The sequence below is a fragment of the Amycolatopsis sp. CA-126428 genome, assembly GCF_002904335.1.
Lineage (GTDB): Bacteria > Actinomycetota > Actinomycetes > Mycobacteriales > Pseudonocardiaceae > Amycolatopsis.
On the sequence record NZ_PPHF01000067.1, the window covers coordinates 1 to 26,690 of the forward strand.

The 26,690-nt window shown below is 71.9% G+C and carries 28 protein-coding genes and 1 pseudogene; 11 read left to right on the forward strand and 18 right to left on the reverse strand.

Annotated elements, in window-relative coordinates; translation table 11 throughout:
• The 3 genes and pseudogenes from C2L58_RS16960 to C2L58_RS16970 all read right to left on the reverse strand — a co-directional run.
• Positions 1 to 741: pseudogene (locus C2L58_RS16960) on the reverse strand (DUF1996 domain-containing protein); the annotation flags it as partial.
• 262 nt (positions 742 to 1,003) lie between these two features.
• The gene (locus C2L58_RS16965) at positions 1,004 to 1,732 is read right to left on the reverse strand and encodes a cupin domain-containing protein (RefSeq protein WP_103338552.1); all 729 of its coding nucleotides are present in this window, start codon (positions 1,730 to 1,732) and stop codon (positions 1,004 to 1,006) included.
• Positions 1,733 to 1,751: 19 nt separating this feature from the next.
• On the reverse strand, positions 1,752 to 2,309 hold the full coding sequence (locus C2L58_RS16970) for a TetR/AcrR family transcriptional regulator (RefSeq protein WP_103338553.1): 558 nt from the start codon (positions 2,307 to 2,309) through the stop codon (positions 1,752 to 1,754).
• Between the two features lie 100 nt (positions 2,310 to 2,409).
• Here C2L58_RS16970 and C2L58_RS16975 point away from each other — a divergent pair, with 100 nt between their 5' ends.
• Complete coding sequence (locus C2L58_RS16975; RefSeq protein WP_103338554.1) at positions 2,410 to 2,787, forward strand: DoxX family protein; 378 nt, start codon at positions 2,410 to 2,412, stop codon at positions 2,785 to 2,787.
• Positions 2,788 to 2,801: 14 nt separating this feature from the next.
• On the forward strand, positions 2,802 to 3,674 hold the full coding sequence (locus C2L58_RS16980) for an RNA polymerase sigma-70 factor (RefSeq protein WP_103338555.1): 873 nt from the start codon (positions 2,802 to 2,804) through the stop codon (positions 3,672 to 3,674).
• Between the two features lie 67 nt (positions 3,675 to 3,741).
• Here the strand turns inward: C2L58_RS16980 and C2L58_RS16985 are convergent, their stop codons facing one another.
• The 7 genes from C2L58_RS16985 to C2L58_RS17015 all read right to left on the reverse strand — a co-directional run bounded on the left by C2L58_RS16985 (position 3,742) and on the right by C2L58_RS17015 (position 10,300).
• Positions 3,742 to 4,563 carry a hypothetical protein gene (locus C2L58_RS16985; protein WP_103338556.1) on the reverse strand — a complete coding sequence of 274 codons (822 nt, stop codon included), beginning with the start codon at positions 4,561 to 4,563 and terminating at the stop codon, positions 3,742 to 3,744.
• Positions 4,560 to 5,189 (reverse strand): hypothetical protein, encoded by a 630-nt coding sequence (locus tag C2L58_RS16990; protein ID WP_103338573.1) that lies wholly within the window; start codon positions 5,187 to 5,189, stop codon positions 4,560 to 4,562. Before C2L58_RS16990 ends, C2L58_RS16985 begins: the two co-directional genes overlap by 4 nt.
• A 21-nt stretch (positions 5,190 to 5,210) precedes the next feature.
• Positions 5,211 to 6,161: a hypothetical protein gene (locus C2L58_RS16995; RefSeq protein ID WP_103338557.1), complete on the reverse strand. Its 951-nt coding sequence runs from the start codon at positions 6,159 to 6,161 to the stop codon at positions 5,211 to 5,213.
• A 312-nt stretch (positions 6,162 to 6,473) separates the two neighbouring features.
• Complete coding sequence (locus C2L58_RS17000; protein WP_013228186.1) at positions 6,474 to 7,031, reverse strand: GTP-binding protein; 558 nt, start codon at positions 7,029 to 7,031, stop codon at positions 6,474 to 6,476.
• A gap of 16 nt (positions 7,032 to 7,047) precedes the next feature.
• A complete protein-coding gene (locus C2L58_RS17005) occupies positions 7,048 to 7,419 on the reverse strand; it encodes a DUF742 domain-containing protein (RefSeq protein WP_103338558.1) in 372 nt (123 codons plus the stop codon).
• On the reverse strand, positions 7,416 to 7,841 hold the full coding sequence (locus C2L58_RS17010) for a roadblock/LC7 domain-containing protein (protein WP_013228184.1): 426 nt from the start codon (positions 7,839 to 7,841) through the stop codon (positions 7,416 to 7,418). The genes C2L58_RS17005 and C2L58_RS17010 overlap by 4 nt, the downstream gene beginning before the upstream one ends.
• Before the next feature lie 53 nt (positions 7,842 to 7,894).
• Positions 7,895 to 10,300: a sensor histidine kinase gene (locus C2L58_RS17015; RefSeq protein WP_103338559.1), complete on the reverse strand. Its 2,406-nt coding sequence runs from the start codon at positions 10,298 to 10,300 to the stop codon at positions 7,895 to 7,897.
• 533 nt (positions 10,301 to 10,833) lie between these two features.
• Between C2L58_RS17015 and C2L58_RS17020 the strand changes: the two genes are divergently transcribed.
• Both C2L58_RS17020 and C2L58_RS17025 read left to right on the forward strand, forming a co-directional pair.
• Positions 10,834 to 12,252 carry a fatty acid desaturase gene (locus tag C2L58_RS17020; protein WP_103338560.1) on the forward strand — a complete coding sequence of 473 codons (1,419 nt, stop codon included), beginning with the start codon at positions 10,834 to 10,836 and terminating at the stop codon, positions 12,250 to 12,252.
• A gap of 1 nt (position 12,253) precedes the next feature.
• Positions 12,254 to 12,880: a TetR/AcrR family transcriptional regulator gene (locus tag C2L58_RS17025; protein ID WP_103338561.1), complete on the forward strand. Its 627-nt coding sequence runs from the start codon at positions 12,254 to 12,256 to the stop codon at positions 12,878 to 12,880.
• Positions 12,881 to 13,121: 241 nt separating this feature from the next.
• Here C2L58_RS17025 and C2L58_RS17030 read toward each other — a convergent pair whose 3' ends face one another.
• From C2L58_RS17030 to C2L58_RS17045, 4 genes are all read right to left on the reverse strand, one after another.
• Positions 13,122 to 13,952 (reverse strand): haloalkane dehalogenase, encoded by an 831-nt coding sequence (locus tag C2L58_RS17030; RefSeq protein ID WP_103338562.1) that lies wholly within the window; start codon positions 13,950 to 13,952, stop codon positions 13,122 to 13,124.
• A gap of 10 nt (positions 13,953 to 13,962) precedes the next feature.
• Positions 13,963 to 14,400, reverse strand: a complete 438-nt coding sequence (locus C2L58_RS17035) for a MarR family winged helix-turn-helix transcriptional regulator (RefSeq protein ID WP_103338563.1) — start codon at positions 14,398 to 14,400, stop codon at positions 13,963 to 13,965.
• Positions 14,401 to 14,477: 77 nt separating this feature from the next.
• A complete protein-coding gene (locus tag C2L58_RS17040; RefSeq protein WP_103338564.1) occupies positions 14,478 to 15,692 on the reverse strand; it encodes a kynureninase in 1,215 nt (404 codons plus the stop codon).
• A 17-nt stretch (positions 15,693 to 15,709) separates the two neighbouring features.
• Positions 15,710 to 16,081 (reverse strand): DUF5997 family protein, encoded by a 372-nt coding sequence (locus C2L58_RS17045; protein WP_034285721.1) that lies wholly within the window; start codon positions 16,079 to 16,081, stop codon positions 15,710 to 15,712.
• Between the two features lie 42 nt (positions 16,082 to 16,123).
• On the opposite strand from C2L58_RS17045, the gene C2L58_RS17050 reads away from it, so the two are divergent.
• Positions 16,124 to 16,849, forward strand: coding sequence for a LysR substrate-binding domain-containing protein (locus C2L58_RS17050; protein WP_103338565.1), 726 nt, complete (start codon positions 16,124 to 16,126; stop codon positions 16,847 to 16,849).
• Positions 16,850 to 16,862: 13 nt separating this feature from the next.
• Here C2L58_RS17050 and C2L58_RS17055 read toward each other — a convergent pair whose 3' ends face one another.
• Positions 16,863 to 17,144, reverse strand: coding sequence for an isoamylase (locus C2L58_RS17055; protein ID WP_103338566.1), 282 nt, complete (start codon positions 17,142 to 17,144; stop codon positions 16,863 to 16,865).
• Between the two features lie 208 nt (positions 17,145 to 17,352).
• Between C2L58_RS17055 and C2L58_RS17060 the strand changes: the two genes are divergently transcribed.
• Both C2L58_RS17060 and C2L58_RS49830 read left to right on the forward strand, forming a co-directional pair.
• Positions 17,353 to 17,868 carry a hypothetical protein gene (locus C2L58_RS17060; RefSeq protein WP_103338567.1) on the forward strand — a complete coding sequence of 172 codons (516 nt, stop codon included), beginning with the start codon at positions 17,353 to 17,355 and terminating at the stop codon, positions 17,866 to 17,868.
• 52 nt (positions 17,869 to 17,920) lie between these two features.
• Positions 17,921 to 18,088, forward strand: a complete 168-nt coding sequence (locus C2L58_RS49830) for a hypothetical protein (RefSeq protein WP_199191305.1) — start codon at positions 17,921 to 17,923, stop codon at positions 18,086 to 18,088.
• Positions 18,089 to 18,179: 91 nt separating this feature from the next.
• On the opposite strand, the gene C2L58_RS17065 is transcribed toward C2L58_RS49830, so the two are convergent.
• Positions 18,180 to 18,977 carry an SdrD B-like domain-containing protein gene (locus C2L58_RS17065; RefSeq protein ID WP_103338568.1) on the reverse strand — a complete coding sequence of 266 codons (798 nt, stop codon included), beginning with the start codon at positions 18,975 to 18,977 and terminating at the stop codon, positions 18,180 to 18,182.
• 237 nt (positions 18,978 to 19,214) lie between these two features.
• Here C2L58_RS17065 and C2L58_RS17070 point away from each other — a divergent pair, with 237 nt between their 5' ends.
• Entirely contained in the window at positions 19,215 to 22,193 is a 2,979-nt protein-coding gene (locus tag C2L58_RS17070) for an AfsR/SARP family transcriptional regulator (RefSeq protein WP_233225767.1), read from the forward strand.
• A 220-nt stretch (positions 22,194 to 22,413) separates the two neighbouring features.
• Here the strand turns inward: C2L58_RS17070 and C2L58_RS17075 are convergent, their stop codons facing one another.
• Positions 22,414 to 23,373, reverse strand: coding sequence for a hypothetical protein (locus C2L58_RS17075; RefSeq protein ID WP_103338569.1), 960 nt, complete (start codon positions 23,371 to 23,373; stop codon positions 22,414 to 22,416).
• A gap of 185 nt (positions 23,374 to 23,558) precedes the next feature.
• Between C2L58_RS17075 and C2L58_RS17080 the strand changes: the two genes are divergently transcribed.
• The 3 genes from C2L58_RS17080 to C2L58_RS17090 are packed head-to-tail and all read left to right on the forward strand — an operon-like array spanning position 23,559 to position 25,959.
• A complete protein-coding gene (locus C2L58_RS17080) occupies positions 23,559 to 24,530 on the forward strand; it encodes a hypothetical protein (protein ID WP_103338570.1) in 972 nt (323 codons plus the stop codon).
• A gap of 32 nt (positions 24,531 to 24,562) precedes the next feature.
• A complete protein-coding gene (locus tag C2L58_RS17085; protein ID WP_103338571.1) occupies positions 24,563 to 25,354 on the forward strand; it encodes a metalloregulator ArsR/SmtB family transcription factor in 792 nt (263 codons plus the stop codon).
• A 5-nt stretch (positions 25,355 to 25,359) separates the two neighbouring features.
• On the forward strand, positions 25,360 to 25,959 hold the full coding sequence (locus tag C2L58_RS17090) for a dihydrofolate reductase family protein (protein ID WP_103338572.1): 600 nt from the start codon (positions 25,360 to 25,362) through the stop codon (positions 25,957 to 25,959).
• A gap of 148 nt (positions 25,960 to 26,107) precedes the next feature.
• Here C2L58_RS17090 and C2L58_RS17095 read toward each other — a convergent pair whose 3' ends face one another.
• Positions 26,108 to 26,506 (reverse strand): VOC family protein, encoded by a 399-nt coding sequence (locus C2L58_RS17095; RefSeq protein ID WP_103338575.1) that lies wholly within the window; start codon positions 26,504 to 26,506, stop codon positions 26,108 to 26,110.
• Positions 26,507 to 26,690: the final 184 nt, after the last annotated feature.

A 26,690-nucleotide genomic window follows, 5' to 3' on the forward strand; every position in this document is an offset into this window, starting at 1 on the left:
GATGGCCATCCGGTCGATGGTGGCGACGCGCTTGTCCTTGAGCGGGCCGAGGATGGCGTTCTGGACGAAGTTCGGTCCGCCCTGGCCGCGCGTGCTGATCAGCCGCTTGTTGGCTTCGTCGATCTGCGTGTCGAGCAGGTCCAGGTTGCGGTTCACCTCGGCCATCGCCGAGTCGGGGACGTCGGGCAGCTTGCTGGCGACGTCCGGGCAGCTGATCACCGGGGAGGCGGCGTCCTGGGCCGCCTGGTTGCGGTCGCCGTCCGGGGACTTCGCGGGCGGGTTCTTCTCTTGGTCACCGGTGTCGATGCGCACCACCGGCCAGAAATAGGCGGACTTGTCCCCGTTTTTGCAGGTGGTCCCGGCGGCGTCGAGGCTCTTGTTGTTCGAATCCGCGTTCGACGAGAGGTTGCCGACGTAGTCGTGCAGGTGCTGGGCGCCGTTGCGGATGCCGGGCTGGGCGACGAAGTTGTCCGGGTTGAAGTGCTGGTTTTCGTTGCGGCCGCAGTTCACGGTGAAGGTGCCGGTGGACGCGCCGCGGGCGTTGGCGGGCTCGGCGTTGTTGGGGGCGACCTTGAGGATGTCGATGTAGAGCGCGGGGTCGGCCTCGTCGGCGCTGGCCTGGCCGGGGTCGCCGAACGTCGTCGACACCGCGATCCCGCCGGCGGCGACGGCCAGCGCGAGGACACCGGTGGCGATCTTGGTGCGTCGGGAGATGCGGTGCTTTCCGGTGTTTCCGGGCATGAAAGGACTCCGATGGGTTCAAGGGGAGGAGATTCCACTGGCCCGACACCAGTGGGCGGTTCTCTGTTAGCGATAACAATGCTCGCCTTGTGAAGAGTTAACCGATTCTTTCCGGGAGATCAACGAGGGGCGAGCACGGCGTAATCGTGACCCGCGCGCGGCCCGTTGTCCAGAGCTTTGTCCCGTGAGGAAAGAGTTCGGAAATGTGGTGAACCGCATTGAACCGGGAGCCGTGTACCCAGGTGAGGCGAGGAGTGCGGGATCAGCTGTCCAGCAGGGTCAGGCTCGGCGTTTCGCCTGGTCCGGCGGGGAAGTAGGCGAGGAACGTGACGCCGTCGCCCCGGGCGTCGAACCGGGCGATCCGGGTCGCCTCCGGCTCGTAGAAGACGTCACCGGGCGTGAGCACGGATTCGGGTTCGCCCTCGACCTGGTAAACGGCCGAGCCGGTTTCGATGCTGCCGAACACCGGTCCGTTGTGGACGTGCAGGCCCGGGTGTTCGTCCGGGGCGATGGTGATGCGCCGGACCTCGACGTGGTCGATCACGCGGGGCGCCGGAAGCCCTTGGTCCAGCAGCAGCGTGCGGGTGACGGCGGGGACGGCGGCGGGTTCGCCCGCGCCTGCCGGGTCGCCGATTTCGGCCGGGGTGCCGTCGGCGGGGAGTTCCTCGATCGCCAGGTGGGTCATCGGTGTCGTGTCGGTGGCGCCGTGCCAGTGCCACTCGCCGGCGGCGACGCGGACGGTGTCGCCCGGCCGGATCAGCCGCGCCGGGCCGCCGCGGCGCTGGACGTAGCCGGTGCCCTCGGTGACGACGAGGACCTGGCCGAGCGGGTGCCGGTGCCAGTGGGTGCGGGCCCCGGGGGCGAAGTGGACGCGGTCCACCCGGGTCCGGGACGGGCCTTCCGGGACGGCGAGCGAGGTGATCCACGCGCTGCCGGTGACCGCCTCGGCGGGGGCGGCGGTGCTGGTGGCCGGGACGGGGCGGACGTGCACTTCGGTTCTCCTCAGGGGCTCAGTGGGTGGTGAGCAGCGCGAGCACGCCGGAAACGGCCTGGTCGAACGGCTCGGGGGAGTTCGCGGCGCGGGCCAGCACGTACCCGCCCTGCAGGACGGCGACGATCGTGGCGGCGAGGGCGGTGGGGTCCAGGGTGGCGGGCAGCTCACCCGCGTCGCGGCCTTCGCCGAGGACTTCGGCGAGCCGGGCGCGCAGGTGGGCGAAGGTCTCGTCCACCGGGGCGCGCAGGACCGGGTCGGCGACGATGTCGGGGTCCTGGGTGAGCCGGCCGATGGGGCAGCCCCGGAGCACTTCGCGCTCGCGCCGCAGGTAGGCGGTGATGCGTTCGACGGCGGTGCCGGGCGAGCGCAGCTGCGTGTCGGCGGCGGCCAGCAGTTCCTCGGCGCTGCGCCGCACGGCGGCCAGGGCGAGGTCCTTCTTGCCGGCGAAGTGGTGGTACATGCTGCCCTGGCCGGCGCCCGCCCGCTGCTGGATGGCCTTGGGGCTGGTGCCGACGTAGCCGCGTTCCCACAGCAGTTCGCGAGCGCTGTCGACGAGCTGGTCCCGGGTTCCCATGGGGCCTGACTGTACATACTAGTAGGTACAGAATCAACGCTGTCACAGGTTCTCCCCGGGCGGTGTCTTGAGGCCGCACACCATCCGAGAGGAGAACGTCATGGATCTGGTCCTGTGGATCGCGGCCGGCTTGCTCGCCGTCGTGGCCTTGACCGGAGGTGTCAGCAAGGTGTTCGTGCGTCAGGAGAAGCTGGCCGCGGCCCCGGGTGGCGAATGGACGGCCGGCGCCGCTCCCGGCTTAGTCAAGGGCCTCGGCGCGCTGGAGCTGCTCGCGGCGGCCGGGCTGATCCTGCCCGCGCTGACCGGGATCGCGCCGGCGCTGGTGCCGGTGACCGCCGTCTGCTGGGTGCTGCTGATGGTGGGTGCGATGATCACCCACGTCCGCCACGGCAGCGCCGCGTTCGCCCTGCTGAACCTGGCCTACCTGGCGGTGGCGGCGTTCGTCGCCTGGGGCCGGTTCGGTCCCTTCCCGGCATGAGCGGAGGAGAGGTCATGACCGAGGCGTTCGTCGCCCACCGGAACCTGCTGTTCACCGTCGCGTACGAGATGCTCGGCTCGGCGGCCGACGCGGAGGACGTCCTGCAGGAGACGTGGCTGCGCTGGGCCGACGTCGACCAGTCGGGAGTGCGCGACGAGCGCGCGTACCTGGTCCGCATCACGACCCGCCTCGCGCTCAACCGGCTGCGCACGATGAAGCGCCGCAAGGAGGCGTACGTCGGCCCTTGGCTGCCGGAGCCGCTGCTGACGACGCCGGACGTGGCCGAGGACGTCGAGCTGGCGGAAAGCGTGTCGATGGCGTTGATGCTGGTTCTCGAGACGCTGGCGCCGACCGAACGCGCGGTGTTCGTGCTGCGCGAGGTGTTCGACCTCGGGTACGACGAAATCGCCGAAGCCGTGGGGAAGTCGCCGGCCGCGGTCCGGCAGATCGCCCACCGGGCGCGGCGGCACGTCGACGCCCGGCGTCCGCGTGAGGTGGTTTCGGCTCAGGAGACCCGGGCGGTGCTGGAAAGCTTCCAGCGGGCGATCGAGGGCCGGGATCTGCAGGGGTTGCTGGATCTGCTGGCGCCGGACGTGGTGTTGCTCAGCGACGGCGGCGGGGTCAAGCAGGCGGCCCTGCGCCCGGTGGCCGGCGCGGACAAGGTGGGCCGCTTCATGATCGGCGGCATCGGCAAGGTCGCGGTGGAGCTGACGAGCGCACCGGTGGTGGTGAACGGCAACCCGGCGCTGGCCCTGCACGTGGACGGCTCGTTCGACGGGATCATGGCGGTCCGCATCGAGGGCGGCCGGATCAGCGGGCTCTACTTCGTCCGGAACCCGGAGAAGCTGACCCGGGTGGAGGCGGAGACGCCGCTGACCCTGCGCTGACACGCCGGCCGTGCGGAGGGGAGAGCGGCCCGGCGGTGTGCTTCCCCGCACGCCGCCGGGAGGTGCCTCAGCTCAGCCGCTTGTCCCAGCCGGTGAACGCGTCGACCAGGTCCTCGGGCGCTCCGGTCTCGCGAAGCCGCCGGGTCTCCGCCTCGATGTAGTAGCGGTACAGCGGAACCAGTCCCGCCGCCAGCTCCGGCTCCACCTCGGCCGGCTCCAGCGGGTGACCGGCGCGGACCTCCCGCGCCAACCGGACCAGCGACGCCGCCGGCGCGTCGGCCAACCCCAGGTACCAGTCGATCGCTTCGTCGTTGTTCGCCGCGCGGCCCGTCGGCGTCGTTCCCGAATACAGGAAGCGGACCGGGAACAGCACCGCCTTCGTGAACCACACCTTGTCCACCAGCAGCCGCTCCGGCGTGCGGAACTCGGCCGTCACCTCGTCCGTCGCCAGGACCGCGATCGCGAACCCGGCGCTCTCCAGCAGCAGCTCCTCGGCGGAAGGCCGGGCGATCTCGGCGCGGACGTCCGAACCGGCCAGGACGCGGCCGTCGTCGGCCAGCTGCAAGCGGTCCAGGGCCGGGAAGCGGCCGTCGTCGCGGCCTTCGCGCAACGCCGGCAACGAGGCCCAGAACACCGAGAGCTTGCGGTGCACCGGGCTCCGCTCCTGCAGCGCCGCCGTCGTGCTCTCGACCGCCGAGCGGTCGCCGTCGCCGATTTCGGTGAGGACCAGGGCCAGGTCGATGTCGCTGGCGGCCGCGGAGTAACCGCCGTAGGACAGGCTGCCCAGCACGTAGGCGCCGATCAGGCGCTCTCCCAAGGCTTCCTGGTAGGCCCGGGCGGCCTCGGCGGCGATTTCGCGCGCCGCGGCCGCCGGTTCGGTGGTCGTCATGCCGCCACCGTATCGCGGCGGGCGCACTCGGCGATGCGGTCGGAGACCACGCCGATCACCTGCCACGCGCGGTCCAGGACCGTGATCACCGCTTCCGGCGTCCAGTCGCCGCGCCGCCGCAGCACTTCGTAGCCCATCTCGAGGTGTTCGACGTCCGCTTCGTCGTGCAGCTCGAAGTATTCGTCGTCGGGGAACGCGCGCGTGCCGGCCTGGCTGAACACCAGGCTGCCGGCCTCCAGCGCCAGGTGGGCCAGTACCGCGCGCTGCACGCCGGGCAGGATCGCGAACTGGTCGACGAACCAGGACGCGCCCATCTCGATGACCGGGTCCCAGACCAGCTCCCGGTCCTCCGCGCGGCTGCGGGCCAGGATCTGGTCGTGGCCGACCTCTTCCGCCTGGTGTTCGCACGCGAGCGCGCGCAGCTCCGGGTCGCTCTCGAAGGTGACCCGGGCGCTGATCATCCGCTGGAACGCGTTCGACCACGGCTGCAGGTACGTCAGGACCGCCTTCTTCGTTTCGGCCGTGGTGTTCTCGTCGGTCAGCAGCCGGATCAGGTCCGACGCCTCGTACTCCCGCTGCCGCTGCTCGTTGTGGCGGGCGACCCGCTCGACGTCCTGCTCGGTCACGATCTGCTCCTTCACGGTGGACTATCCGAGATCGACGGGCGAAAGGGGGGAGGGGGGCGGCCGGTCGTAGACCGGGAACCGGAAGTACGTGGTCACGTCGCCGTGGCGGCCCGCCGCGCGGAAGCTCACCAGTTCCAGGACACCCCGGCTGCCGCTCAGCGGCCCGGGCGCCAGCGCGGCGGCGAGGGCGCGGAACCGGCCGGGGTCGACGCCGTGGTCGTGCAGCAGCGCGGCCGTGCGCTCCACGGCTTCGCGGTCGTCCGGCACGAGGGCGGGCAGCCGCAGGTACGTCGTGGACTCGGCGGCGCGGTCCACACCGGATCGGAACGCCAGGCAGCTCAACGCCGCCTCGCCGGCGTCGGCGTCTTCGCCGGCCAGCGTCCGGTAGGCCGCTCGCGCCTGGCGGGAGTCGTGGTGCAGCGCCACCGCGGCGACGCGCTCGACCTCGGCCAGGTCGGCGTCGTGGTTGCGGTAGTAGATCTTCACGCGGGCCTGTGCGTCGTCGGTCAGGTCGACGGCGAAGAACTCGATCTCGCGGTCGCCTTCGACAGTTTCGACGCGCCGGCGGGCGTCGGCCCAGGCCGCGGCCAACCCGAGCCGCGCCATGGCTTCGGTCACCGCGGCCTCGCGTTGTGCGTGCGGCCACGAGTACAGCCCGAAGTACGTCTTGTGGACCACGCCGGACGGTGGGCGCCAGGCGATCGAATGCCACAGCGGTGCCGGGGACGGCCGGCCCGCGCGCGGGGTGAACGTCTCGCGGACGTGGTCGAGGCGCCGGGTCCGGAAAACGCTCTCACCAGGCCAAACCACCTCGTGGCCGAGGCTGTCGAACAGCACGCGCAGTTCCGGCCGCGCGCCGGACCAGTTGACCGACATCTCGGCCGGGAAGCCGTCGTCCGCCACATAGGACGGCTGGACGGGGACCGGGCCGATCCGCTCGTGCGCCCACGGCGGCAGCAGGGCCCGCAGCATTCCGGTGGTCCGGACCGACTGTTCGAGGGGGACGTCGAGCGCTTCGCACGCGGTCGACCACAGTCCACACAGAAAGTCACCGAACAGACGACCCTCCGCCGGATAGTTTTCCCTTGTATATTCAGGAAACTCCGGCACACGACTCGTCACGAGCGGATGCTATCAGTTGGATGCTTGCTCAACTAAAAGTCTGCACCCGAGTGGTCCAGTCAATTGCGCCATGTGGGTACGCCGGTGCCCGTTGCGCCACGGAGGGCCACAACGGACACCGGCGGATGTCCTGACGGGACAAAAGCGGACAACGCGCAGGTCTCAGACCCGGGCGGCCGGCACCACGGTCATCGCGTGCTTGACGAGCCGGATCAGCGCGAGCTTGCTGGAATCGCGGTCGCGTGCGTCACACATGACGATCGGCACACGGTCCGGGACGACCAGTGCCTCGCGGATCTCGTCGGCGGTGTAGCGCGGCGCGTTGTCGAAGCAGTTCACCGCGACGACGAACGGGATCTTCCGGCGTTCGAAGAAGTCGATCGCGGCGAAGCTGGTCTCCAGCCGCCGGGTGTCGACCAGCACGACCGTCCCGATCGCCCCGCGGGCCAGGTCGTCCCACATGAACCAGAAGCGCGCCTGGCCCGGCGTCCCGAACAGGTACAGCACGTGCCGCGGCGAGATGGTGATCCGGCCGAAGTCCAGCGCGACCGTCGTGGTCGTCTTCCGCTCGACGCCGGACAGGTCGTCGACGCCGGCGCTCGCCTCGGTGAGCACCTCTTCGGTGGTCAGCGGCGGGATCTCGCTGACCGAACCGACCATCGTGGTCTTCCCCGCGCCGAAACCGCCCGCGATGATGATCTTGACCGGCGTGGGGACCATGTCCGCCCCCGTGCCGTCAGTACTTGATGAGGCCATCGAGAACCGCCTGGAGTGTTTCGAGGTCCGGCGCCTGCGCCGGGTTGTGGGCAGGGGAGCGCGTGATGACGAGGCCGCGTTCGATCAGGTCGCCGACGAGCACCCGCACGACCCCGAGCGGGATCTTGACGTAGACGGCGATCTCGGCCACGGACACCGGGTGGCGGCACAGCTGCACGATCGCCACGTGCTCCGGGCCCAGCCCGGCCGGCTCCTGCTCCGACCGCAGCGTCATCACCTGCGTGGACAGGTCGAGCCGCGCGGTACCGGCCGGCGTCCGCCCGCTGGTGATCGTGTACGGCCGGACCAGCGGCCCGGCGGCTTCGTCGTACCAGCCGTCTTCGGCACTCATGTGGCCTCCCGGAGGACCGACGCCGCTTCCCGCGGCGCGGACGCCATGTAGTCACCGACTCGCTTGACGAGCCGGCTCATCTCGTAGGCGATCATTTCGACGTCGACGTTGTCCGCGGCCAGCACCGCGAGGCAGGCACCCTGCCCGGCGGCGGAGACGAACAGGTAGCCGCGCTCCATCTCGATCATGTTCTGCAGCACCGGGCCGCGGTTGAACTGCTTGCTCACACCCTTGGCGAGGCTCTGCAGGCTGGAGGCGATGGCCGAAAGCTGGTCCGAGTCGTCCTTGCTCATCCCGGCCGACTTGCCGATCAGCAGCCCGTCGGCGGACAGCACGATGGCGTTCTGCGCGCCGACCACGCGGTTCACCATGTCGTCGAGCAGCCAGTTGAGATCGGGTTTGGGGCTCCCGTACTCGTTCATTCGACTTCAGACCCTGACTTTCCTGTGTGGACTTTCCGGTGTGTGGTCGGGGATTAGGAACGGTCGTCCGGCCCGCCGCGCCCGCGGCGGGTGCCCTTGTGGAACGCCGCGAGCGTGCGCGCGGTGCCTTCCCCCGGCGCCACGACGTCGTCGGTGCTGTCGTCGGGTTCGTTCTCCAGCTGGGCGACGAGGTTCTGCTGCGGCTCCCGCCGGGGCAGCCGGGGCCGGTCGTCGGTCGGCTGCACGTCCGTTGCCGGACTCACGGCGACCGGCTCCGGCGCCGCCGCCGGCACGGAGGGCAGGGCGTCGGGCGGGGTGAGGGCACGTGCCGGGTACGGCCTCGGCTTGGTGTCTCGCTTCATCGGGATCTGGCCGCTGAACGAGCTGGGCGTGTCCATCGTGCGGAGCGGGCTTTCTGCTGCTGCTTGTGCCGCCGGGGCGCCCACCGGCGCGAGGACCGCGGTGTCCTCCGCCGGCGTGGACCCGGAGCCGTCGGCCCGGTCGGCGTCCTCGCCGGCCAGGTGCTGGGTGGGGATGAGGACGGTGGCGCGCAGGCCGCCGTAGCGGGACGGGTCGAAGGTGACGGTGATGCCGAGCCGGGCGGCCAGGCGCGCGACCACGAACAGGCCGAGGCTGGAGTCGGCCCGCAGCGCCATCGCGTCGAACTCGGGGGCCTCGGCCATCATCGCGTTGGCCCACTCGCGGACGGCGTCCTTCATGCCGAGCCCCTGGTCCGACACGTCGACGACGACACCGCGCGCGACCATCCGGCTGGTCACCTCGACCGGCGAGCCGGGCGGCGAGAACGACGTCGCGTTGTCGACGAGCTCGGCGACGAGGTGGATCGTGTCGGCCACCGCGGCGCCGAGGATCGCGACATCGGCGACCTGCTCGACCTGGACCCGCGCGTACTGCTCGGTTTCCGAGACGGCGGCGCGCAGCACCTCCATCAGCGCGACCGGCTTGCGCCAGCGGCGGCCGGGCTGCTTGCCGCCGAGGATGATCAGGTTCTCGGTGGTGCGGCGGGCGCGGGCGGCGAGGTGGTCGAGCTGGAACAGCGACGCCAGCTGCGTCGAGTCGTCCTCGCGCGCTTCCATCTCGTCGAGGATCTGCAGCTGCTGGTGGACGAGGACCTGGTTGCGGTGCGCGATGCCCAGGAACACGTTATGCACACCGCTGCGGGCCTTGGCCTCGCTCGCCGCGGCGTTGACCGCGGTCAGCTGGGCGACGTTGAACGCCTCGGCCACCTGCCCGATCTCGTCGCGGCCGTGGTCGAGCCGGGGGAGTTCTTCCTTCAGGTCGACGGCTTCGCCGTTCTTCAGCCGGTCCACGATGTCCGGCAGCCGGTTGCGGGCGAGGTCGAGGGAGTCGTTGCGCAGCCGCGCGAGGCGCGTCATCAGCGCGCGGTCGACGAGCGAGCGGGACACCCGCACCGCGACGATGATCGCCGCCAGCGACGCGAGCAGGGCCACGATGCTGCCGATGATCACGTTGCGCAGCTGGGCGTCGCCGGAGTCGATCGCGGCGGCCGAAACCTTGTCCGCCTGGGTGATGGCGAGGTCGTTGAGGCCCTGGGCGACCTGGTTCGTCGCGTTCTCCCAGTCCGTTTCGGTCACCGGCACGGACTTCTGCTCACTGGCGGTCCACGGGCCGTGCTTGACCAGCGCCGCCTCGGCCGTTCCCAGCTGCCGCCAGGCCGTACTGGTGGTCAGCGCCTGGTACCGGTCGCGGACGCTCGGGTCGAGGAAGGGCGCGATCTGCGTCAGCTGGGTCCGGTAGAGCCCGGACAGCTGCGCGAACTGGGCGAAGTCGTCGGGGGCGAAGGTGCCGGCGGAGAACGCGGTCGAGACCAGCGACGTCTCGCGCGACATCATGTCGCCGGCGCGGAAGACGGAGGTCGCCGTGATGCCGCCGGTCGCGGCTTCTGAGTCGGGGACGATCCGCGCCTGGGTGTCGAAGAGGTTGGACGCGGTGTCCATCACGCCGTTGTAGTAGGTGTTGACCTGGGCCCGGTCGATGCTGCGGAAGCTGATCTGCGAGCGCAGCACGGGCAGCTGGTCGAACTGCGACTTCAGCGCGTTCACCTTGGACGCGATCTCGTCCGGCGCGTTGGAGATGGTCGCGGCGAACGCGTCCTTCAGCTCGGAAAGCTTGGCGTCGGTGGCCTTCTGCTGCTGCTGGAGCCGGCCCGGGCCGAGCGCCGGGTCGTCGAGGTACTGCAGGGCGGTCTGGCGTTCCTTCTGGAACTCGGCCAGCGCGGTGGCGGCGGGGATCGACACCTCGCGCACGGAAGCGGCGACCAGCCGGACGTAAACGCCATTGAAGAGGAAGTACGACGAGACCGCGATCCACAGCACCAGCAGCGTCACGCTGGGAATGAGAACGGTCCTGGTCAGCCTTTTGCGGATCGACTTGTCGTACGGCTTGTCCGACTCGTCCCGGGGGTCTTTGTTCAGCACGGCGGTTCACGAACTCCTGAGTGACGGTCGGCGAGGAATGGGGACCCGGACGAGGAAGCGGACACGACGATGGGACACAGCGGCCGCCGTCACCCGTCTTCGCCTCACCCTCCGTGTTGCCGCAGAATCGATCAGGGTCCGTTTTTTACCACGAACCCCTGACACCCGGTCGGTGCGACCCGGCTTCCGGACACTCGTCCGCCCGACGGCGAACAGCGTTTACTGTCTGTTCTGGGACGATTACCGGCATTTCCTCAGGTACTGGCGTTGTGCCCTATTTCGGGAGGCCGATCGCTGGGCCGAACGGGTGAAAGTGAATTCCGCCGCTTCGGTGTGTGCAGTGGTTGACGGCGGAGGAAAGAAGGGAACGGGCGCTGCCCGGAAGTCTCTCCCGGCGGGGGAGTCCGGTGCGGACGGGCGGACTCGCAGCGTATCCGAGGGCGGGACGAGCAGCTTTACAAGAGCTCAAACATTGTCAATCTGCCTGGACATCACCTATCCTCCTGTCAACGCAGTCCGCCAAGGAGGGTGTGATGAGCGAAGCGATCGGGACCGTGCCCGCCGGCTCGACCGAGCTGTGGCGCGACCGCAAGCGGTACCTGTGGCTGATCGGCCTGGTCGTGCCTTCCCTGGCGTTCCTCGCCATCGGGCTGCACGCCGCGACCGGGTGGGGTGGCTGGTTCTGGATCGGGCCGGTGGTGATCCTCGGAATCGTGCCCGCCATCGACCTGGTCGCCGGGCTCGACCGGAGCAACCCGCCCGACGACGTCATCGCGCGGCTGGAGAACGACCGCTACTACCGCTGGATCACCTTCGCCTTCCTGCCCGTCCAGTACCTCGGCTTCGCTGCCGCGTTTTGGCTGATCGCGCGGGGCGAGCTCACCGTGGTGGACAAGATCGGGCTCGCCGTGTCGATCGGGTGCGTCGGCGGGATCGGCATCAACACCGCGCACGAACTGGGCCACAAGAAGGAGAGCCACGAGCGGTGGCTGTCGAAGATCGCGCTGGCGCAGAGCTGCTACGGGCACTTCTACATCGAGCACAACCGCGGCCACCACGTCCGCGTGGCGACTCCGGAGGACCCGGCGAGCAGCCGCGTCGGCGAAAGCTTCTACCGCTTCTGGCCGCGCACGGTGTTCGGCTCGCTGAAGTCGGCGTGGCGGCTCGAGCGCAAGCGCTACGCCCGGCGGAACCGCCACCCCTACCGGCTCGGCAACGACGTGCTCAACGCGTGGCTGATGTCCGCGGTGCTGTGGGCGGCGATGGTCGCCTGGCTCGGCGTGGGTGTCCTGCCCTATCTCGTGCTCCAGGCCGTCGTCGGGTTTTCGCTGCTGGAGGTCGTCAACTACATGGAGCACTACGGCATGCTGCGGCAGCGGGTCGGTGCCCCGGGGCGGCGCCGGTACGAGCGCGTCGACCCCAGTCACAGCTGGAACTCGAACAACATCGCCACGAACGTGCTGCTCTACCACCTGCAGCGGCACAGCGACCACCACGCCAACCCGACCCGCCGCTACCAGACGCTGCGCGACTTCGCCGAGTCGCCGGTGCTGCCCACCGGGTACGCCGGGATGATCGTGCTGGCGCTCGTCCCGCCGCTGTGGCGCCGGGTGATGGACCCGCGGGTGCTCGCCCACTACGGCGGCGACATCTCGCGCGCCAACATCCAGCCGGGTCAGCGGGCGAAGGTCCTGGCCCGCTACGGAACCCGCGTCACGGCGGCCGCGCGCGAGCTCGCCGACACCCGCGGCGACGCCACCGAAGGCGGCATGTGCCCCGGCTGCGGGTACGTCTACGACGAACAGCGCGGCGACCCGCGGGAGGGCTTCCCGGCCGGCACGCCGTGGGCGGCGATCCCGGACTCCTGGTGCTGCCCCGACTGCGGCGTGCGCGACAAGGTCGACTTCGTCGCGCCGGGGCGGGTGGCCCCGGCCGGGGGTGGCACGACCTAGAATGCCGATCATGAGCGGGGCGGTTCCGGCGCCGGCGGAAGGTGGTCAGCACCGGCGGCCGATCATCGCGGCGGCGATCGAGCTGACCGCCCGGTCCGGCTGGCCGGCCGTCACGATGGCCCGCCTGGCCGAGCTGGCCGGCGTCAGCCGCCAGACCGTGTACAACGAGATCGGCTCCAAGGCCGCGCTGGCCGAGGCGATGGTCGCGCACGAGCTCGGCCGGTTCCTCTCGGTGGTCGGCGCCGCCTTCGACCGCCACCCGGACGACCTGGTCGAGGCGATGTACGACGCCGTCCGCGCGGTCCTCGAACTCGCCCACGACAACACGCTGCTGCGCGCGATCGTCTCGGCGACGCACGGCAGCGCCCCCGAGCTCCTCCCGCTGCTGACCACCGACTCGGGCGCGCTGCTCGCCCAGGCGAAGGCCATGGTGGCCGATCGCGTCGCCGCCTACCGCCCGCCGCTGGCCGGCGATCGGATCGACGTGGTGATCGACCTGATCGTCCGCACCGTCCTCAGCCACGTCATGCAACCGTCGGACACCCCGGCCCGCACCGCCGACGGCCTGGCGTGGGTCGCGGCGCGGGTGCTCGGGGTGACGGCGAACCCGTCGTTGCGGCACACCTGAGGGCCGGCAGGGGTCGCGCCGGCGTGGCGGTCGGCGGCGGTCGTGGGTCGCGGCGCGGGTGCTTGGGGCGGTGGCGGCGAGTCCGCCGTTGCGCCCGTGTGAGTCCGGCGGAGGTCGTGGCGGCCGGCTGCGTCGCGGTTCCGGCGGGATCTCCTCGGGCGGGGTCCGCGTGGGTCGCCGCGCGGGTGCTCGGGGTGACGGCGAACCCGTCGTTGCGGCACACCTGAGGCCGGTGGGAACGTCAGCGCAGGCCGTGCCGGTCCAGCCAGGCCGCGATTTCCGCGGCGATCTCCTTGGGCCGGTCCTCCTGGGCGTGGTGCCCGGCCTCCCCGCCGGCGACGACCTCCAGTGCGGCGATGTGCTCGGCGCACCACTGCGCCATCTTCTCGCCGATGAGCAGCGTCGGTGAGCCTTCGAACGTGATGAGCAGCTTCGGGGTGCTCTCGCTGGCCGCCAGCCACTCGTCGTAGGCCTCGATCCGGGTGACCAGCTCCGCCGGGTCGCCGCCCAGGGGCAGCTGACGCGCCCAGGCGAGGACCGGACGGCGGCTTTCGGGCGTCGGGAACGGGGCGAGGAAGGCGGCCAGCTCTTCGTCGCCGAGCGGGGTGCGCACCCCGCCGGTGAACGCCTGGCGGATGAAGAGGTCCTGCGTCAGCACCATGTCCTCGCCGGCGCCCGGGGTGCGGATCTTGCGCGACCGCTCGGCCGCCTGCGGGGTCAGGTCGTCCCAGGCCATGGGCTTCACGATGGTCTCGAAGAACGCGAGCCCGCGGACCCGGCCGGGGTGCCGGGCGGCGAGGTCGAAGGCGAGCGCGCCGCCCCAGTCGTGGCCGACGAGGACGACGTCGTCCAGGCCGAGCGCGTCGAACCAGGCGTCGAGGTGGTCGGCGTGGTCGGCGAAGGTGTACGCGATGTCCGGCTTCGGCGACCGGCCCATGCCGATCAGGTCGGGAGCCAGCAGCCGCCCGGCGCCGACGTGCGGGAGGATGTGGCGCCAGCTGTGCGACGACGAGGGATTGCCGTGCAGGAAGACGATCGGGGCGCCGGTGCCGGTTTCTTCGTGGTGCAGCATGGCTGTCCTTTCAGGACTCGAGCGGGGTGTCGAGGAGGAGGGTGAGCTCGCGCGCCAGCGCCGCGGTGCGCTCGCCGGTCCGCCCGCCGAGCGGGGCGAGGAGCCGGTCGAGCAGTTCGGCCACGATGGCGATCGCCGGCTCGGTCACCTCCCGCCCGCGGGGGGTGAGACGCAGCCGGACGGTCCGGGTGTCGGCCGGGTCGCGGGTGCGTTCGACGAGCCCTTCGGCGTCGAGCGCGCGGGCGAGTTTGGAGACGTAGAGCGCTTCCAGGCCGGTGTGGTCGGCCAGTTCGCGCTGGCTCGGCCTCGCTCCGGCGCGCTCCAGCCCGGAGAGCGAAGACAGGAAGACGTACTGCGCGTGCGTCAGCCCGATCGGGGCGAGGGCGCGATCCACCGCGACCCGCCACTTCGTGGAGAGCCGCCAGACGAGGTGACCGGGAGTGCTCATGCCGGAAACTGTACATGGCTACTAAGTACATGGCCACTATTCGTCACGTGGACCGGGCCGGATCGGCTCGGTGCCCGTCAGCCGGCGAGTTCGCGGATGCGGTCCATCGCCCGGCGGACCTCGGCGAAGCCGGTGGTGAGCGGGCTCAGCCCGATGCGGATGCCGTCGGGACGGCGGAAGTCGATGAGCACGCCGTGTTCGATGAGGACGCGGGAAAGCCGTTCGGCGTCCGGGTGGCGGAGGGTGACGTGGCCGCCCCGGCGGTCGTCGTCGCGCGGGGAGGCGACCGTGAACCCGAGCGGGACGAGCCACGCGTCGGCGAGGGCGAGCACCCACCGGCCCAGTGCGACGGCCTTGGCCCGCACGCGGTCGATGCCCGCTTCCGCCAGCAGCGCCACGCCTTCCTGGACGCCCACCATGCCGAGCACCGGCGGCGTGCCGGAAAGCGCCCGCCGGATGCCGGGCGCGGGCACGTACTTCTCGGCCATGCCGAAGGTGTCGGCCGCGCCCATCCAGCCGGTGACCGGCTGGCCGAACTCCGCGTGGTGGCGGGCGTTGACGTAGAGGAACGCGGGCGCGCCGGGCCCGGCGTTGAGGAACTTGTAGGTGCAGCCGACGGCGAAGTCGGCACCCGCCGCGTCCAGCTCGACGGGGAGCGAGCCCACGCTGTGGCAGAGGTCCCAGACGACGAGGCCGCCGCGCTCGTGCACCACCCGTGTGACGGCGGCCAGGTCGGTGATCGCCGCCGTCCGGTAGTCCACATGGGACAGCACGACCGCCGCGGTCCGCGGCCCGGTGACCGCGGCGACGTCTCCGGGGTGGACGTCGCCGGTCTCGATCCACCGGACGGTGAGCCCGAGTTCGGCGGCGACGCTCTCGACGAGGAACCGGTCGGTGGGGAAGTTCGCGGTGTCGGTGACGATCTCGTCCCGCCCCGGCCGCAGCGCGACGGCGGCCCGCAACGTCTTGTAGAGGCAGACGGACGTCGAGTCGGCGACGATGGTCTGCCCGGGCGCGGCCCCGAGCGCGACGCGGCCCAGCTCGTCGCCGAGTTGTCCGGGGAGGGCGAGCCAGCGCTCCTCCCAGGCCCGGATGAGCCGCCCGCCCCACTCGTGCTCGACCAGCTCCCGCAGCCGTTCGGCGGTGGCCCGCAGCGGCCGCCCGAGCGAGTTCCCGTCGAGGTAGGCCACGACACCGGGATCGGTGATCGGCACGAACCGCTCGCGGAAGCCGGCGAGTGCGTCTTCGGCGTCGAGGCGGTCCGCTCGCTCGGGCGAGACGTCGGTCATCATGTCCTCCGTGGCCCGGCTCAGCCCTTGTTTTCCTTGACCCGCACCGTTTCCTTCCGCACCTCGGCCTGGGTGGCGCGTTCCCGCACCAGCCAGTCGGGGCTTTCCGCCTTCAGCGCGTCGATCTGCTCGGTGGTCAGCGGCTCGGTGATGCCGCCGCGGGTGAGGCCGCCGATGGAGACGCCCAGCTTCGCCGCGACCACCGGCCGCGGGTGGGGGCCCGTGCGGCGCAGCTCGCGCAGCCACTCCGGCGGGTCGGCCTGCAGCGCGTTCAGCTCGTCGCGCGTCACGACGCCCTCCCGGAACTCCGCGGGGGTGGCTTCGAGGTACACGCCCAGCTTCTTCGCCGCGGTCGCGGGCTTCATCGTCTGGGCGGTCTTGTGCGACGTCATGCCGTCCAGGGTAGCCAGCGTCACTCCCGGTAACCTGACCCGGTGACCTCTTTCAAGCTCGCGTACGTCCCGGGAGCGACCCCCGCCAAGTGGGTGCGGACCTGGGGCGAGCGGGTCCCGGAGGTGCCGCTGACCCTCGTCCCGGTCGCCGCCGCGGACGCCGCGGCCCTGCTGCGCGCTCGCGACGCCGATGCGGCCTTGCTGCGCTCCCCGATCGACCGGGACGGCCTGCACGCGATCCCGCTCTACACCGAGACGACGGTCGTCGTGGTGCCCAAGGAGCACCTGATCGCGGCGGCGGACGAAGTGTCCACCGGCGACCTGGCGGACGAGGTCGTGCTGCACCCGCTCGACGACACGCTGGAGTGGCCGGCGCTGCCGGGCCGTCCGGCGGTCTCGCGGCCCGAGACGACGGCCGACGCGATCGAGCTGGTCGCGGCCGGCGTGGGGGTGCTCGTGGTCCCGCAGTCGATCGCCCGGCTGCACCACCGCCGGGACCTCACCTACCGGCCGGTCGAGGACGCGCCGCAGTCGAGCGTCGCGCTCTCGTGGCCGGAGGAGGAGACGACGGACCTGATGGAGCAGTTCATCGGGATCGTCCGCGGCCGGACGGTGAACAGCACGCGCGGGCGCCCGGCGGCGACGGCCGAACGCCAGCGCGCGGAGCGCAAGCCCGCCGCGGCGAAAGCGGCCAAGTCGGCCAAGGCGGCGAAACCGGCCCGGCGGAACACGGGCGGGGGCGCGGGGAAGCGCCGCCGCCGGGCCTGAGCTGCCGGCGCTGTCAGGAGGTCGCGCAGACGCAGTTGCCGTCGGCGCGGTCGGGCAGGTCGGGGTCGTCGAACCAGTGCCCGTCCTCGCCGAGGTAGCGGAAGTGCAGGACCGTGCCCGGCGCCACGTCGACCGACGCCGACCGGCGGCCGTTGGACCGCGGCGTGAGGTGGTGGCGGCCGGGGGTCCAGTCGTTGAACGAGCCCACGACGCTCACCCGGCCGGGCGGCGCGCCGACCGGGAGGCTGAAGGTGACGCGCGGGGTGCCGGCCCGGCTCTTGCTGATCTTGATCACGGGGGTTCGGGGCCTTTCGCGGGGAGGGGCGAGGGGGTGTGCTCGGCACTGAGCGCCGACATGATCGCACACCTGTGACGATTCGGTCACGCCCAGTGCCCGATCGGGTTACGGCGCGGCTCAACGGTTCGCCACCGACCGGGTGGTCCTCGGGTGAACCATGATCATCTTGGGGTTGCCCGCGGGTGGCGGTGGGAAACTGACAGCCGTGACCGTCGTCGCTGATCGTCAAGTCAAGGACCCGTGTGCCTGGCTCAGCGCCGTCACCCACGAGCTCGCCGACGCCCCTCCGGCCGACACGCGAGCGGTGCTCTTGACGGTGTGGGACGGGCTGGTGGCCGCCCGGCTGGCCGGGCTGTACGCCGCGGCCGCTTCACCCCGCTGGCGGGCCAGACAGCGTCACGCCGAAGCGGTCGAGTTCGATCTCGCCGTGCAGCTGGCGCGCAACTGCACCATCGGCACCGGCCTGGCCTTCCCGGCCCGGCTGCCGGGAGCCGCGGTCGCCTGGCCGGGGGAGCGGGCCGACGCGGCCGTCGCGGCGGTGGTTTCCTTCTGCGGCACGGCGGAAACGATGCTGCGCCGCGCGGGCGAGCTGACGCCGGTGTGGGAGGACAGCCTGCTCGGCCCGGTCGCGCTCGCCCGCTGGCTGGCGGACTGCTGGACGGGCCGCCACACCGGCTGCCCGCTGCGGCTCCCGTCGCCCCCGCCGCCGTGGTGGCGCTGACGCGCGTGTCCGTCAGGTGAAGGCTGGTGCGAGGGGAGAGAGGAGGCCGGGAGTGAGCGACCCGTGTTCGAGACTCCCGGACGCCACCCGCGCGGCGGTGCGCGCGCTCCTGCTGGCCGAGCTGACGGCGGCGGGCCGGCGTGCGACGGCCGCGGGCTGCGCGCCCGAGGTGCTGACGGCGGTGTTCGAGGCCCGGCGCCGTTCGGTCGAGGACGGCTGACCGGGAGTCATGCTCGAGCGCCCCGGTGGACGCGGGAAGAAGGCCCGGTTCCCCCTCCCGGGGAACCGGGCCTTCCCGCCCCCCGGCGGTGTCAGCTCGTGGTCAGCGTGGTCGAGATGACGTCGTTGGCCGTGGTGGGGTCGGTGCTGCCGAAGACGCCCTTCCACACGGTGAACCTGATCTCGGCGGCGGACAGCGGCTTCTCGACGACCACGCGCGCGCCGACGAACTCGTAGGCACCCGGCGAACGGCGGTCGGAGAAGAAGCCGGTGACCTTGCCGGCCGGCTCGGTCGCGTAGTACTTCGGCATGCCGCCGAGGCGCTCGACGACGCGCAGGCCGTCCGGCAGCGAGAGCTGGCCGCCGAACTGGTCCCAGACGTTGCCGGCCGGGACGGCGGAACCGACGATGTCGATCACGTCGCCGACCTTGGGGGCCGTGTTGCCGATGATGAGCCGGCCGGCCCGGTAGTCGACCTTGGCGGTGGCGAAACCGCTGTCCAGGCCCTTCACCCGCTGGCCGGCGGTCAGGACCACCGGCTTCCCGAGCGTGCCGTCGGAGCTGCGGAACGCCGAGTCGCCGCCCACCGTCGTCCAGCCTTGGCCGAACCCGGCGCGATCGGTCGACTTCACCGCGTAGCTGCCCGGCGGGAGGTCCTTGAACTCGTACTGGCCCTTGGCGTCGGTCTGCACCGCGTTGCCGGTGCCGTCGATCACCATCCACTGGCCCGCGATGGCCGGCTCACCCACGTCCTTCAGGCCGTTGCTGTTGACGTCGCTCCACACATCGCCGGTGACGGAGCCGGTGGCGGCGGCGTGCGCCGGGGCGGCGAGGGCGAGCGGTGCGGCGACGGCGAGAGCGAGGGCGGCGAGGCGAGCGAGGTTCTTCATGGTGTGTTCCCCCCAAGGGAGTCGGTCTGGCCGGTTTCGACGAGGAGAACTTTGCCGGGCCGGTCTTCAAGAAACCTCCAGGTGGCCTTTGAGCTTTTCTGGAGGCCGCGGTGGGCGGGAGGATCACAGGAACGTCACATCGGGATGATCGGGCCAACGGCACCGCGCGGTTTCCGTCTGTAGGTTGGGTTTCCTGGAGGGGTGGGGGCGGACGTGGAATTCCGGTTGCTGGGGTCGATGGCGGTACTCGTTGCGGGGAAACAGGTCCCGCTCGGTGGCCCGAAGCCGCGCACCTTGCTGGCGGTGCTGCTGGTCAACGCCGGGCGCGTGGTGCCGGTCGACACCCTGATCACCGCGCTGTGGGGCGAGAAACCGCCGAACAGCGCTCGTCCGGTGGTCCACACGTACGTTTCCGCGCTGCGCCGGATGCTCGGTGACCGGGACGACGCACTGCGCAGGCAGGCGCCGGGATACGTCCTCGACGTCGCCCCCGAGTCGATCGACCTGGTCAGGTTCGAGCGGGCGGTGAGCGCGGGCCGGCGCGCGCTTTCGGCCGGGGACGCGCAGCTGGCCGCGACGACCCTGGCCGAGGCTCTCGCGCTCTGGAGCGGATCCCCGCTCGGTGGGGCGGAGGGTGAGTGGGCGGAATCGGAGCGGACGAAGCTGGCCGAAGCCCGGCTCGTCGCGGTGGAAGCCCGGCTGGAGGCGGACTTCCGGCTCGGCCGCGGCAGCGCGCTGGCCGGGGAGCTGGCCGAACTGGTCGCCGCGCACCCGCTGCGCGAACCGTTGCGGGCCAAGCTGATCCTGGCGCTGCACCAGGCTGGCCGCCAGGCCGACGCGCTGGCCACCTTCCACGAGGCACGCCGGCTGCTCGACGACGAACTCGGAGTGGAACCGGGACCCCAGCTGCAGGCGGCGTTCCGGACGGTGCTCGCCGAACCCGCGGGCGAAGCGTCCACGCCGGTCGCGGCGCTCACGCCGAGCCTGCTGCCCGCCACCATCCCGGACTTCACCGGCCGGCGCGAAGACGTCGACCGGGTCCTGCGGGGATTGCGCCCGGCCGGCTCGGCCGCCCGGGTCTGCGCCGTCTCCGGCAAGCCGGGGTCCGGCAAGACCACGCTCGCGGTGCACATCGCCCACCGGATCCGCGACCGGTATCCCGACGGGCAGCTCTACGCCACCCTCCACGGCAACCACCCCGAACCGGCCGATCCGGACGAGGTGCTCGCCAGGTTCCTGCACGCGCTCGGCGTGGCCGACGCGGCGATCCCGGGCGAGCCGGCGGAGCGCGTCGACCTGTACCGGTCGCTGCTCGCCGATCGCCGGGTGCTCGTCGTGCTCGACGACGCGGCCGGCGAAAAGCAGATCCGGTCCTTGCTCCCGCCCGGTGGTGGCTGCGCGGTGCTGGTCACCAGCCGGGTCCGGCTGGCCGCGCTGGAGGGTGCCGCCCTGCTCGACCTGCACGAGCTGCGCGAGGAGGAAACCCTCGAACTGCTGGCCAAGCTGGTCGGGCCGAGGCTGGCGGCCGAACCGGCGGCGGCGCTGGAGATCGTGCGGCTGTGCGGGCACCTGCCGCTCGCGGTCCGCATCGCGGGCGCCCGGCTGGCCGCCCGGCCGGACTGGACGGTGGCCCGCCTGGCGCAGCGGCTGGGCCGGAAGCAGCGGCTGCTCAACGAACTCGTCCTCGGCGATCTGGAGGTCCGGGGCAGCCTCGCGGTGAGCTACGACGGCCTCGGCGAGCCGGAACGCGCCGCGCTGCGCCGGCTCGGCATGCTCGGCGTCCAGGACTTCGCGGGCTGGCTCGCGGGTCCGCTGCTGGACATCCCCGTCGCCGAGGCCGAAGACGTGATCGAGCGGCTGGTCGACGGGCAGCTGCTCGACCCGGCCGGCGCCGACGTCACCGGGCTGAGCCGCTACCGCATCCACGACTTGACCCGGGTGTACGCCGCGGAGCTGTGCGACGCCGAGGAGACCGCCGCCGAAGTCCGCGCGGCGCTGGACCGGGTGGGCCGGGACGCGCTGACCCTGGTCCGCTGCGCGTCCGGCCGGCCGCCTTCACCGGAGGGCTCCGGGCGGCTCGACCACGCCACCGTCGAAGGCGTCCGCGGCGATCCGGACGCCTGGTTCGAGGCCGAGGAGGACCTGCTGGTCGGCGTGGTCGAGCGGCTCAGCGAACTGGACCTGGTGCCCACCGCGGCCGCGCTGGCGTCGGCGCTGTCTTCGTCGACCTTCGCTGCCCGCAACCAGTTCCGACAGTGGCAGCACACCCACACCGCCGCGCTCGCCGCGGCCCAGCGCGCCGGCGACCGGGCGGCCGAGGGGCTGCTGCTGAGCGGGATGGGGACGCTCTATTTCGAACAGGACCGCTTCGACGAGTCGCTGGCGTACTACCACCAGGCGCTGGCCGCGTTCGCCGAGGTCGGCGACCGCCTCGGCCAGGCCCGGACGTGGCTGAGCCTGAGCTTCGTGCTGCGCGAGCGCGGCTCGTTCGCCGACGCCGAACGGGCCCTGACCGAAGCGGTCCCGGTGTTGCGGCGCGAAGGAACCGACGAGGAGCTGGCCCAGGCCGAGCACAACCTCGGCATGATCCTCACCGAATCCGGCGACCTGAGCCGGGCGGCGGACTCGGTGGCCAAGGCACTCGAACACTGGCGCGCCTCGGGCAACCGCCGTGGCGCGGCGCTGGCCCTGCGGTCGACGGGCATCATCCACCGCGCCGCGGGCCGGCTCGCCGAAGCCGCCGACTGCTGCACCCGGGCGGCGGCCGAGCTGCGCATCGTCGGCAGCCGGCTCGTCGTCGCCTACGCCGACCAGGCGCTGGCGAAGGTGCGGATCCGCCAGGGCCGGGGCGAGGAGGTCCGCCAGTCGCTGGAGGAGGCCTTGACCACCTGCAACGAGCTCCAAGACGGCTTCGGTCAAGCGCTGGTCCTGCGCACCCTCGGCGAGCTCGACCTCGCGGCGGGTGCGCCGGAGGCCGCCACCGCGTACCTGACCCGGTCTCTGGAGTGGTGGAAGGCCCTGGACCTGCCGGTCTGGCAGGCCAGGACGATCCGCGACCTGGCGCTGGCGGCGGCGTTGTCCGGGGACGAACGCCGTGCGGTCGTGCTGCGGGACAGAGCACGCGCGGTGTTCGAGCGGTACGGCTGCCGTGAGGCCAGCGAACCGCTGGCGCTTCCGGTGCCGTCGCCGCCGGACGCGTCCCAGCGGGTGCGGTAGCCATCCTGCGGACGCCGGGAAGGCACTGGAGGCCGCCTTGGGGTGCGTTGGGCGCACCGAAGGCCCGCTTTGGGGTGCTCGCCGGCTCCGCACGGGGCTGCTCGGGTGCGGGTTGTTTGGCCGCGTGAGGGTTGGTTGGCCGGGTGGGGGCTGCTCCACCGCGCGGGCCTGCTTGGCCGCGCCGGGCTGCTCAGCCGCAGAGCCGCTCGCCCGCCCGGATTCAACGGTCCAGGATCGCCAAGACCGTGGTCACGATCCCCGCCAGCCGCTCCTGGTTCGCCAGCGCCGCCACCAGCCAGTCGTCGCGGGCTGTCGTGTCCGGGGCGCGGCCGCCGAACACCGTCCTGACCACCGTCGTCACCGCCGCTGCCGGGGTTTCTCCCCGGTTCAGCCGCGTCTCGATCGCCCGCAGGGCCTGCTCGGCCAAGCCCGCGAGCCGCGCGTCCGCCAGCTCGTGCTCGCCGACCAGTTCCAGGGCCGGGAGCTCCGCCGGCATCGGGGCGACCGGGGCCTGCTTGTGCCCCAGCGGGCGCTCGACGTGCTCCGCGTGCCACGCCGGCCGGGTGCGCATCGCGGTCAGGACCCGGTCGACCTCGCGGTCGAGGGCGTCGCGGGTGGCCGGCGGCCGGCCCGTGACCTCGGCGCGCCGGGCCGCCCAGCCGTCCAGGGGCCACAGCTCGGCGCCCGCCGTGGCCGGCACTCCCACCCAGACCAAGATCTGCACAGCCAGGTCGCACAGCCACGGATCATCGCCGAGCGCGCCGGCCAGCCACGCCGGCAGGCGCGGCCGCTGCAGTGCCCCGATTTCCCCGCGGCGACGCCGGTGCGCGTCGACCGTGGCCGGGGTGAGGCGGGTCGCCAGCCAGCCCTCGAGGTTCTCGATCGGGCTCGTCGCGCGCCGCAGCGCGTGGTCCACCACCGCCTCCACGTCGTCGTGGAAGCGGTCGAGGCAGTCCGGGCGCAGCCATTCGAGCCCGCGGGCGCAGTCCGCGTGCCGGCGCCGGTGTTCCATCGGCTTGGTGATCCGCGTGAAGACCAGCGGCCACGCCACCGTGTAGACCCCGCCGCGCAAGCGGGCGAGTGCGCGGGGCCGGGCCGCCGCCGCCGAGCCGGCGAGCAGGCCGTCGCGGGCCAGCTGCCGGACGCCGGCGACGTCGGCCGGGCCGGTGGTGTCGAGCACCCTTCCTCCCCGATGCCGAACGGAAACCCGACGGGAAAATGGTCGGGCAGCCGCGGATGCGGAAAAGGCCGCGGGCGGGCCGAAATGGCGGGGAACTGGCCAATGCGTGGCCACCACGGAATCACCTGATCGGCGCAGCCGGTGCCGCCGATCGCCGTGAAGTGGGCGTGTCACACTGGAAATCCATGGCACACGAAGACGGGCTGCTCCGGGAACTCACCACCTTGCGGCGCGGCTGGGGATTGGAGGCCGAGCGGCTGCGCAGCCGGCTCGGGCCGCTCGTTTCCGGCTGGTGTGAAATCCACCGGACGACGAGCGATCGCGACGCGCGCCGCGTTCTGCGCGAAGCGATTTCTTCCGCGATCGCGGAATTCCCGGCCGACGACAGGCTGGCGGTGAACGTCGCCCTGGGCATCGCCCCCGGCGCCCAGCACGCCCTGCTGAGCGATCGGATCGGGGTGCTCGCGGATCAGTTGCGCGTCTCGGAGCGCACGGCCCGGCGCCGCGTCGACCGGTCGTTCGCCCGGCTCGCCGCGGAGATCGAGGCCGGCACGCGGCCGGGTGACGGCGTGCCGGACCCGGAGGAGGGCTGGTTCGTCAAGCGGCTCAAGGTGCTCGTCCGGCTCGACACCGCCGAGCCGGAGGTGACCGAGGAACGGCTGATCGTGGCCACCCGCGACGCCCTCGGCCGGATCGCCGCGCAGTTCACGGTGCCCCGCACCGAGGACGGCCGGGACGGCGAGCGCGACGTCGCCGCGGACGCCCGGCACGGCGTCCGGATCAGCGCCGGGGTCCGGGAGGGCCAGCGGCACTTCCGCTGGCTGCTCGACCTGCCGCGGCCGCTGTCCCGTGGCGACAGCCACACGTATTCGCTGGTGTACCGCATCCGGGACGGCCTCCCGATCCGGCCGTCGTACGTGTTCGTGCCGCTGGTGACGTGCGAGTCGTTCGAGGTGCGTGTCCGCTTCGACCCGCGGTGGCCGCCGCGGGTGGTCTGGCGCCTGGACCGCGTCCCGCCCTCGGTGCTCGCCGATCCGCCCCAGCCGGGCGAGCCGCTGCCGCTGGACGGCGCGTGCGAGGTCGCGCAGGCCTTCGCGGCGCCTCAGCTGGGATACGCCCACGGGCTGCGCTGGCTACCCGGCCAGAATATTCCTTGACGTGAATATTCTGCTGCGTGAATACTTGGTTCATGGACGAGATCGCCGCAGCACTGGGGGACGCCGCGCGGTGGCGCATCGTCGAGCTCCTCGCCGAGCGACCGCGCTCGGTCGGGGAGCTGGCCGAACTGACCGGGCTCCGGCAGCCGCAGACCACCAAGCACCTGCAGACCCTCGCCCGAGCCGGCCTGGTCACCGTCTTCCCGCTCGGCCGTCGGCGCGTCCACGCTCTCGAAGCCGAACCCGTGAAAGCGCTCGCCGTGCGGCTGGGGGAGCTGGCTGACGCCACCGAGGCGCACGCCGGTGAGCGGGCCGCCGTGGCGCGGTACCGCGCGACGATCGAGGCGGATGCGGCGGCCGCGGACCGGGACCGGTGGGCGGACGGGCGCACGTTCGCGTTCGACCGCCTGCTGCCCGCGCCGGTGGGTGCCGTCTGGCGGCACTGGACGGACCCGGACCTGCTCGCGTCCTGGTGGGTGCCGCCGTCGATGACGGTGACCGCGTGCACCCTCGAGCCGCGGCCGGGTGGCCGGGTGGTGCTCGGCTACCGGGACGCCGACGGCGAGTACCACGCCGAAGGCCGGGTGCGGGTCGCCGACGAGCCCGGCCGCCTCGGGTTCGACCTCGCGGTGACCGGCCCGGCGTCGTTCACCGGCCACTACGACCTCGAGTTACTCCCGGACGCGGCGGGCACCCGGCTGCGGCTGGGCCTGCGCATCACCGCGACGACCGTCGGCGCCGTCCCGTTCATCGCCGGGATCGAAACCGGCTGGAGCCAAGTGCTCGACCACCTCACCGCCGTGCTTTCCGAGCGAAGGGCCTGAATGCCGTGACCGAGCCGACCAGCCGCCGGGTGACGGCGAACCTGAGCCTCACCCTCGACGGGCGTTACCACGGCCCCGCCGGCCCCGCGGACATGGGCGCGATCCTCCCGTACGCCACGACGGAAACCGCGCGCCGCCAGTTGGGCCGGATCTGGGAGGGGGCGACGACGGCGGTCCTGGGTCGCCGCAACGCGGAGGGTTTCCTGGGCTTCTGGCCGACGGTGGCGGCGGACGAGAAGGCGGATCCGCGCGACCGCGCCTACGCGCAATGGCTGGTGGACGCGGAAAAGGTGGTCTTCTCGGCCACGTTGCCGAGCGCCCCGTGGGACCGCACTCGCCTGGTGAACGCACCGGCCCCGAAAATCATCGAGGAGCTGAAGACCGAACCGGGCGGCGACATCCTCGTCAACAGCAGCGCAAGCGTGATCAAACCACTTCTGGCAGCGGACTTGCTGGACCGCCTCTACTTGATGATCTGCCCCGAAATAGCGGGCGCAGGCCCCCACTTGTTCGAAGACGGCCTACCGCCCTCGAAGTGGCACTTGACCCACCACGAAGCGGGCCCGAAGGGCGAGACGGCAATGGTCTACGACCGAGCACGCTGACCACGAAGAATCCACAAAGGACACACAGACCATCCGCAAGCAAGGCCGACGCCTCGGCCGACCACGCCGGGATCATCCACGGAGGCGCACCGCCGAAGGTGACCAGACGGGGGTTCGGCCGAGGCGCACGGCCAGAGGTCAAGCCCGCTCAGACGTCGGCTTCGATGGCGAAGGTGTTGCCATCCGGGTCCTGGAACCAGGCAACCCGCCCACCCCCGGCCCGGGCGGTGATCCCCAGCGCATCGTGTTCGAGCTGCTCGTACCGGGCAAACTCGACACCGGCGGAAGTGAGTTCACCAACAACCTTGTCGATATCGTCGACGTACCAGGTAGCGAGCGTGGCGGGACTCTTCCCAGCGGTATCGGACTGGTACACGTTCAGCGCCGGCCCGCCACCCGCCTCATAAGTTCGACTGCCTTCGGCGATGTGGGCACTGGGCCCGGACTGAAGAGCCCGCAGCCCGAGCTTCCCTTCATAGAAGGCAACCGCCCGCTCGATATCGGACACGGCAATAGAAGCTCTGAGGTGGTAAGTGCTCAGGGTCATAAACCACCCTAGCCACCCCCTCGCGCCCGCGCGCAACTCCAAGCGTGCCCTCTCGCAAACCCAACCGCTCCGACGTACACGAAGGTGAGCGAGCAGCCGAAGGTGCTCCAGGCGGGGCAGCGACACGGTAAGCCAGCGGCCTAAGGTGACCCAGACGGGGGCAGCGACACGGTAAGCCAGCGGC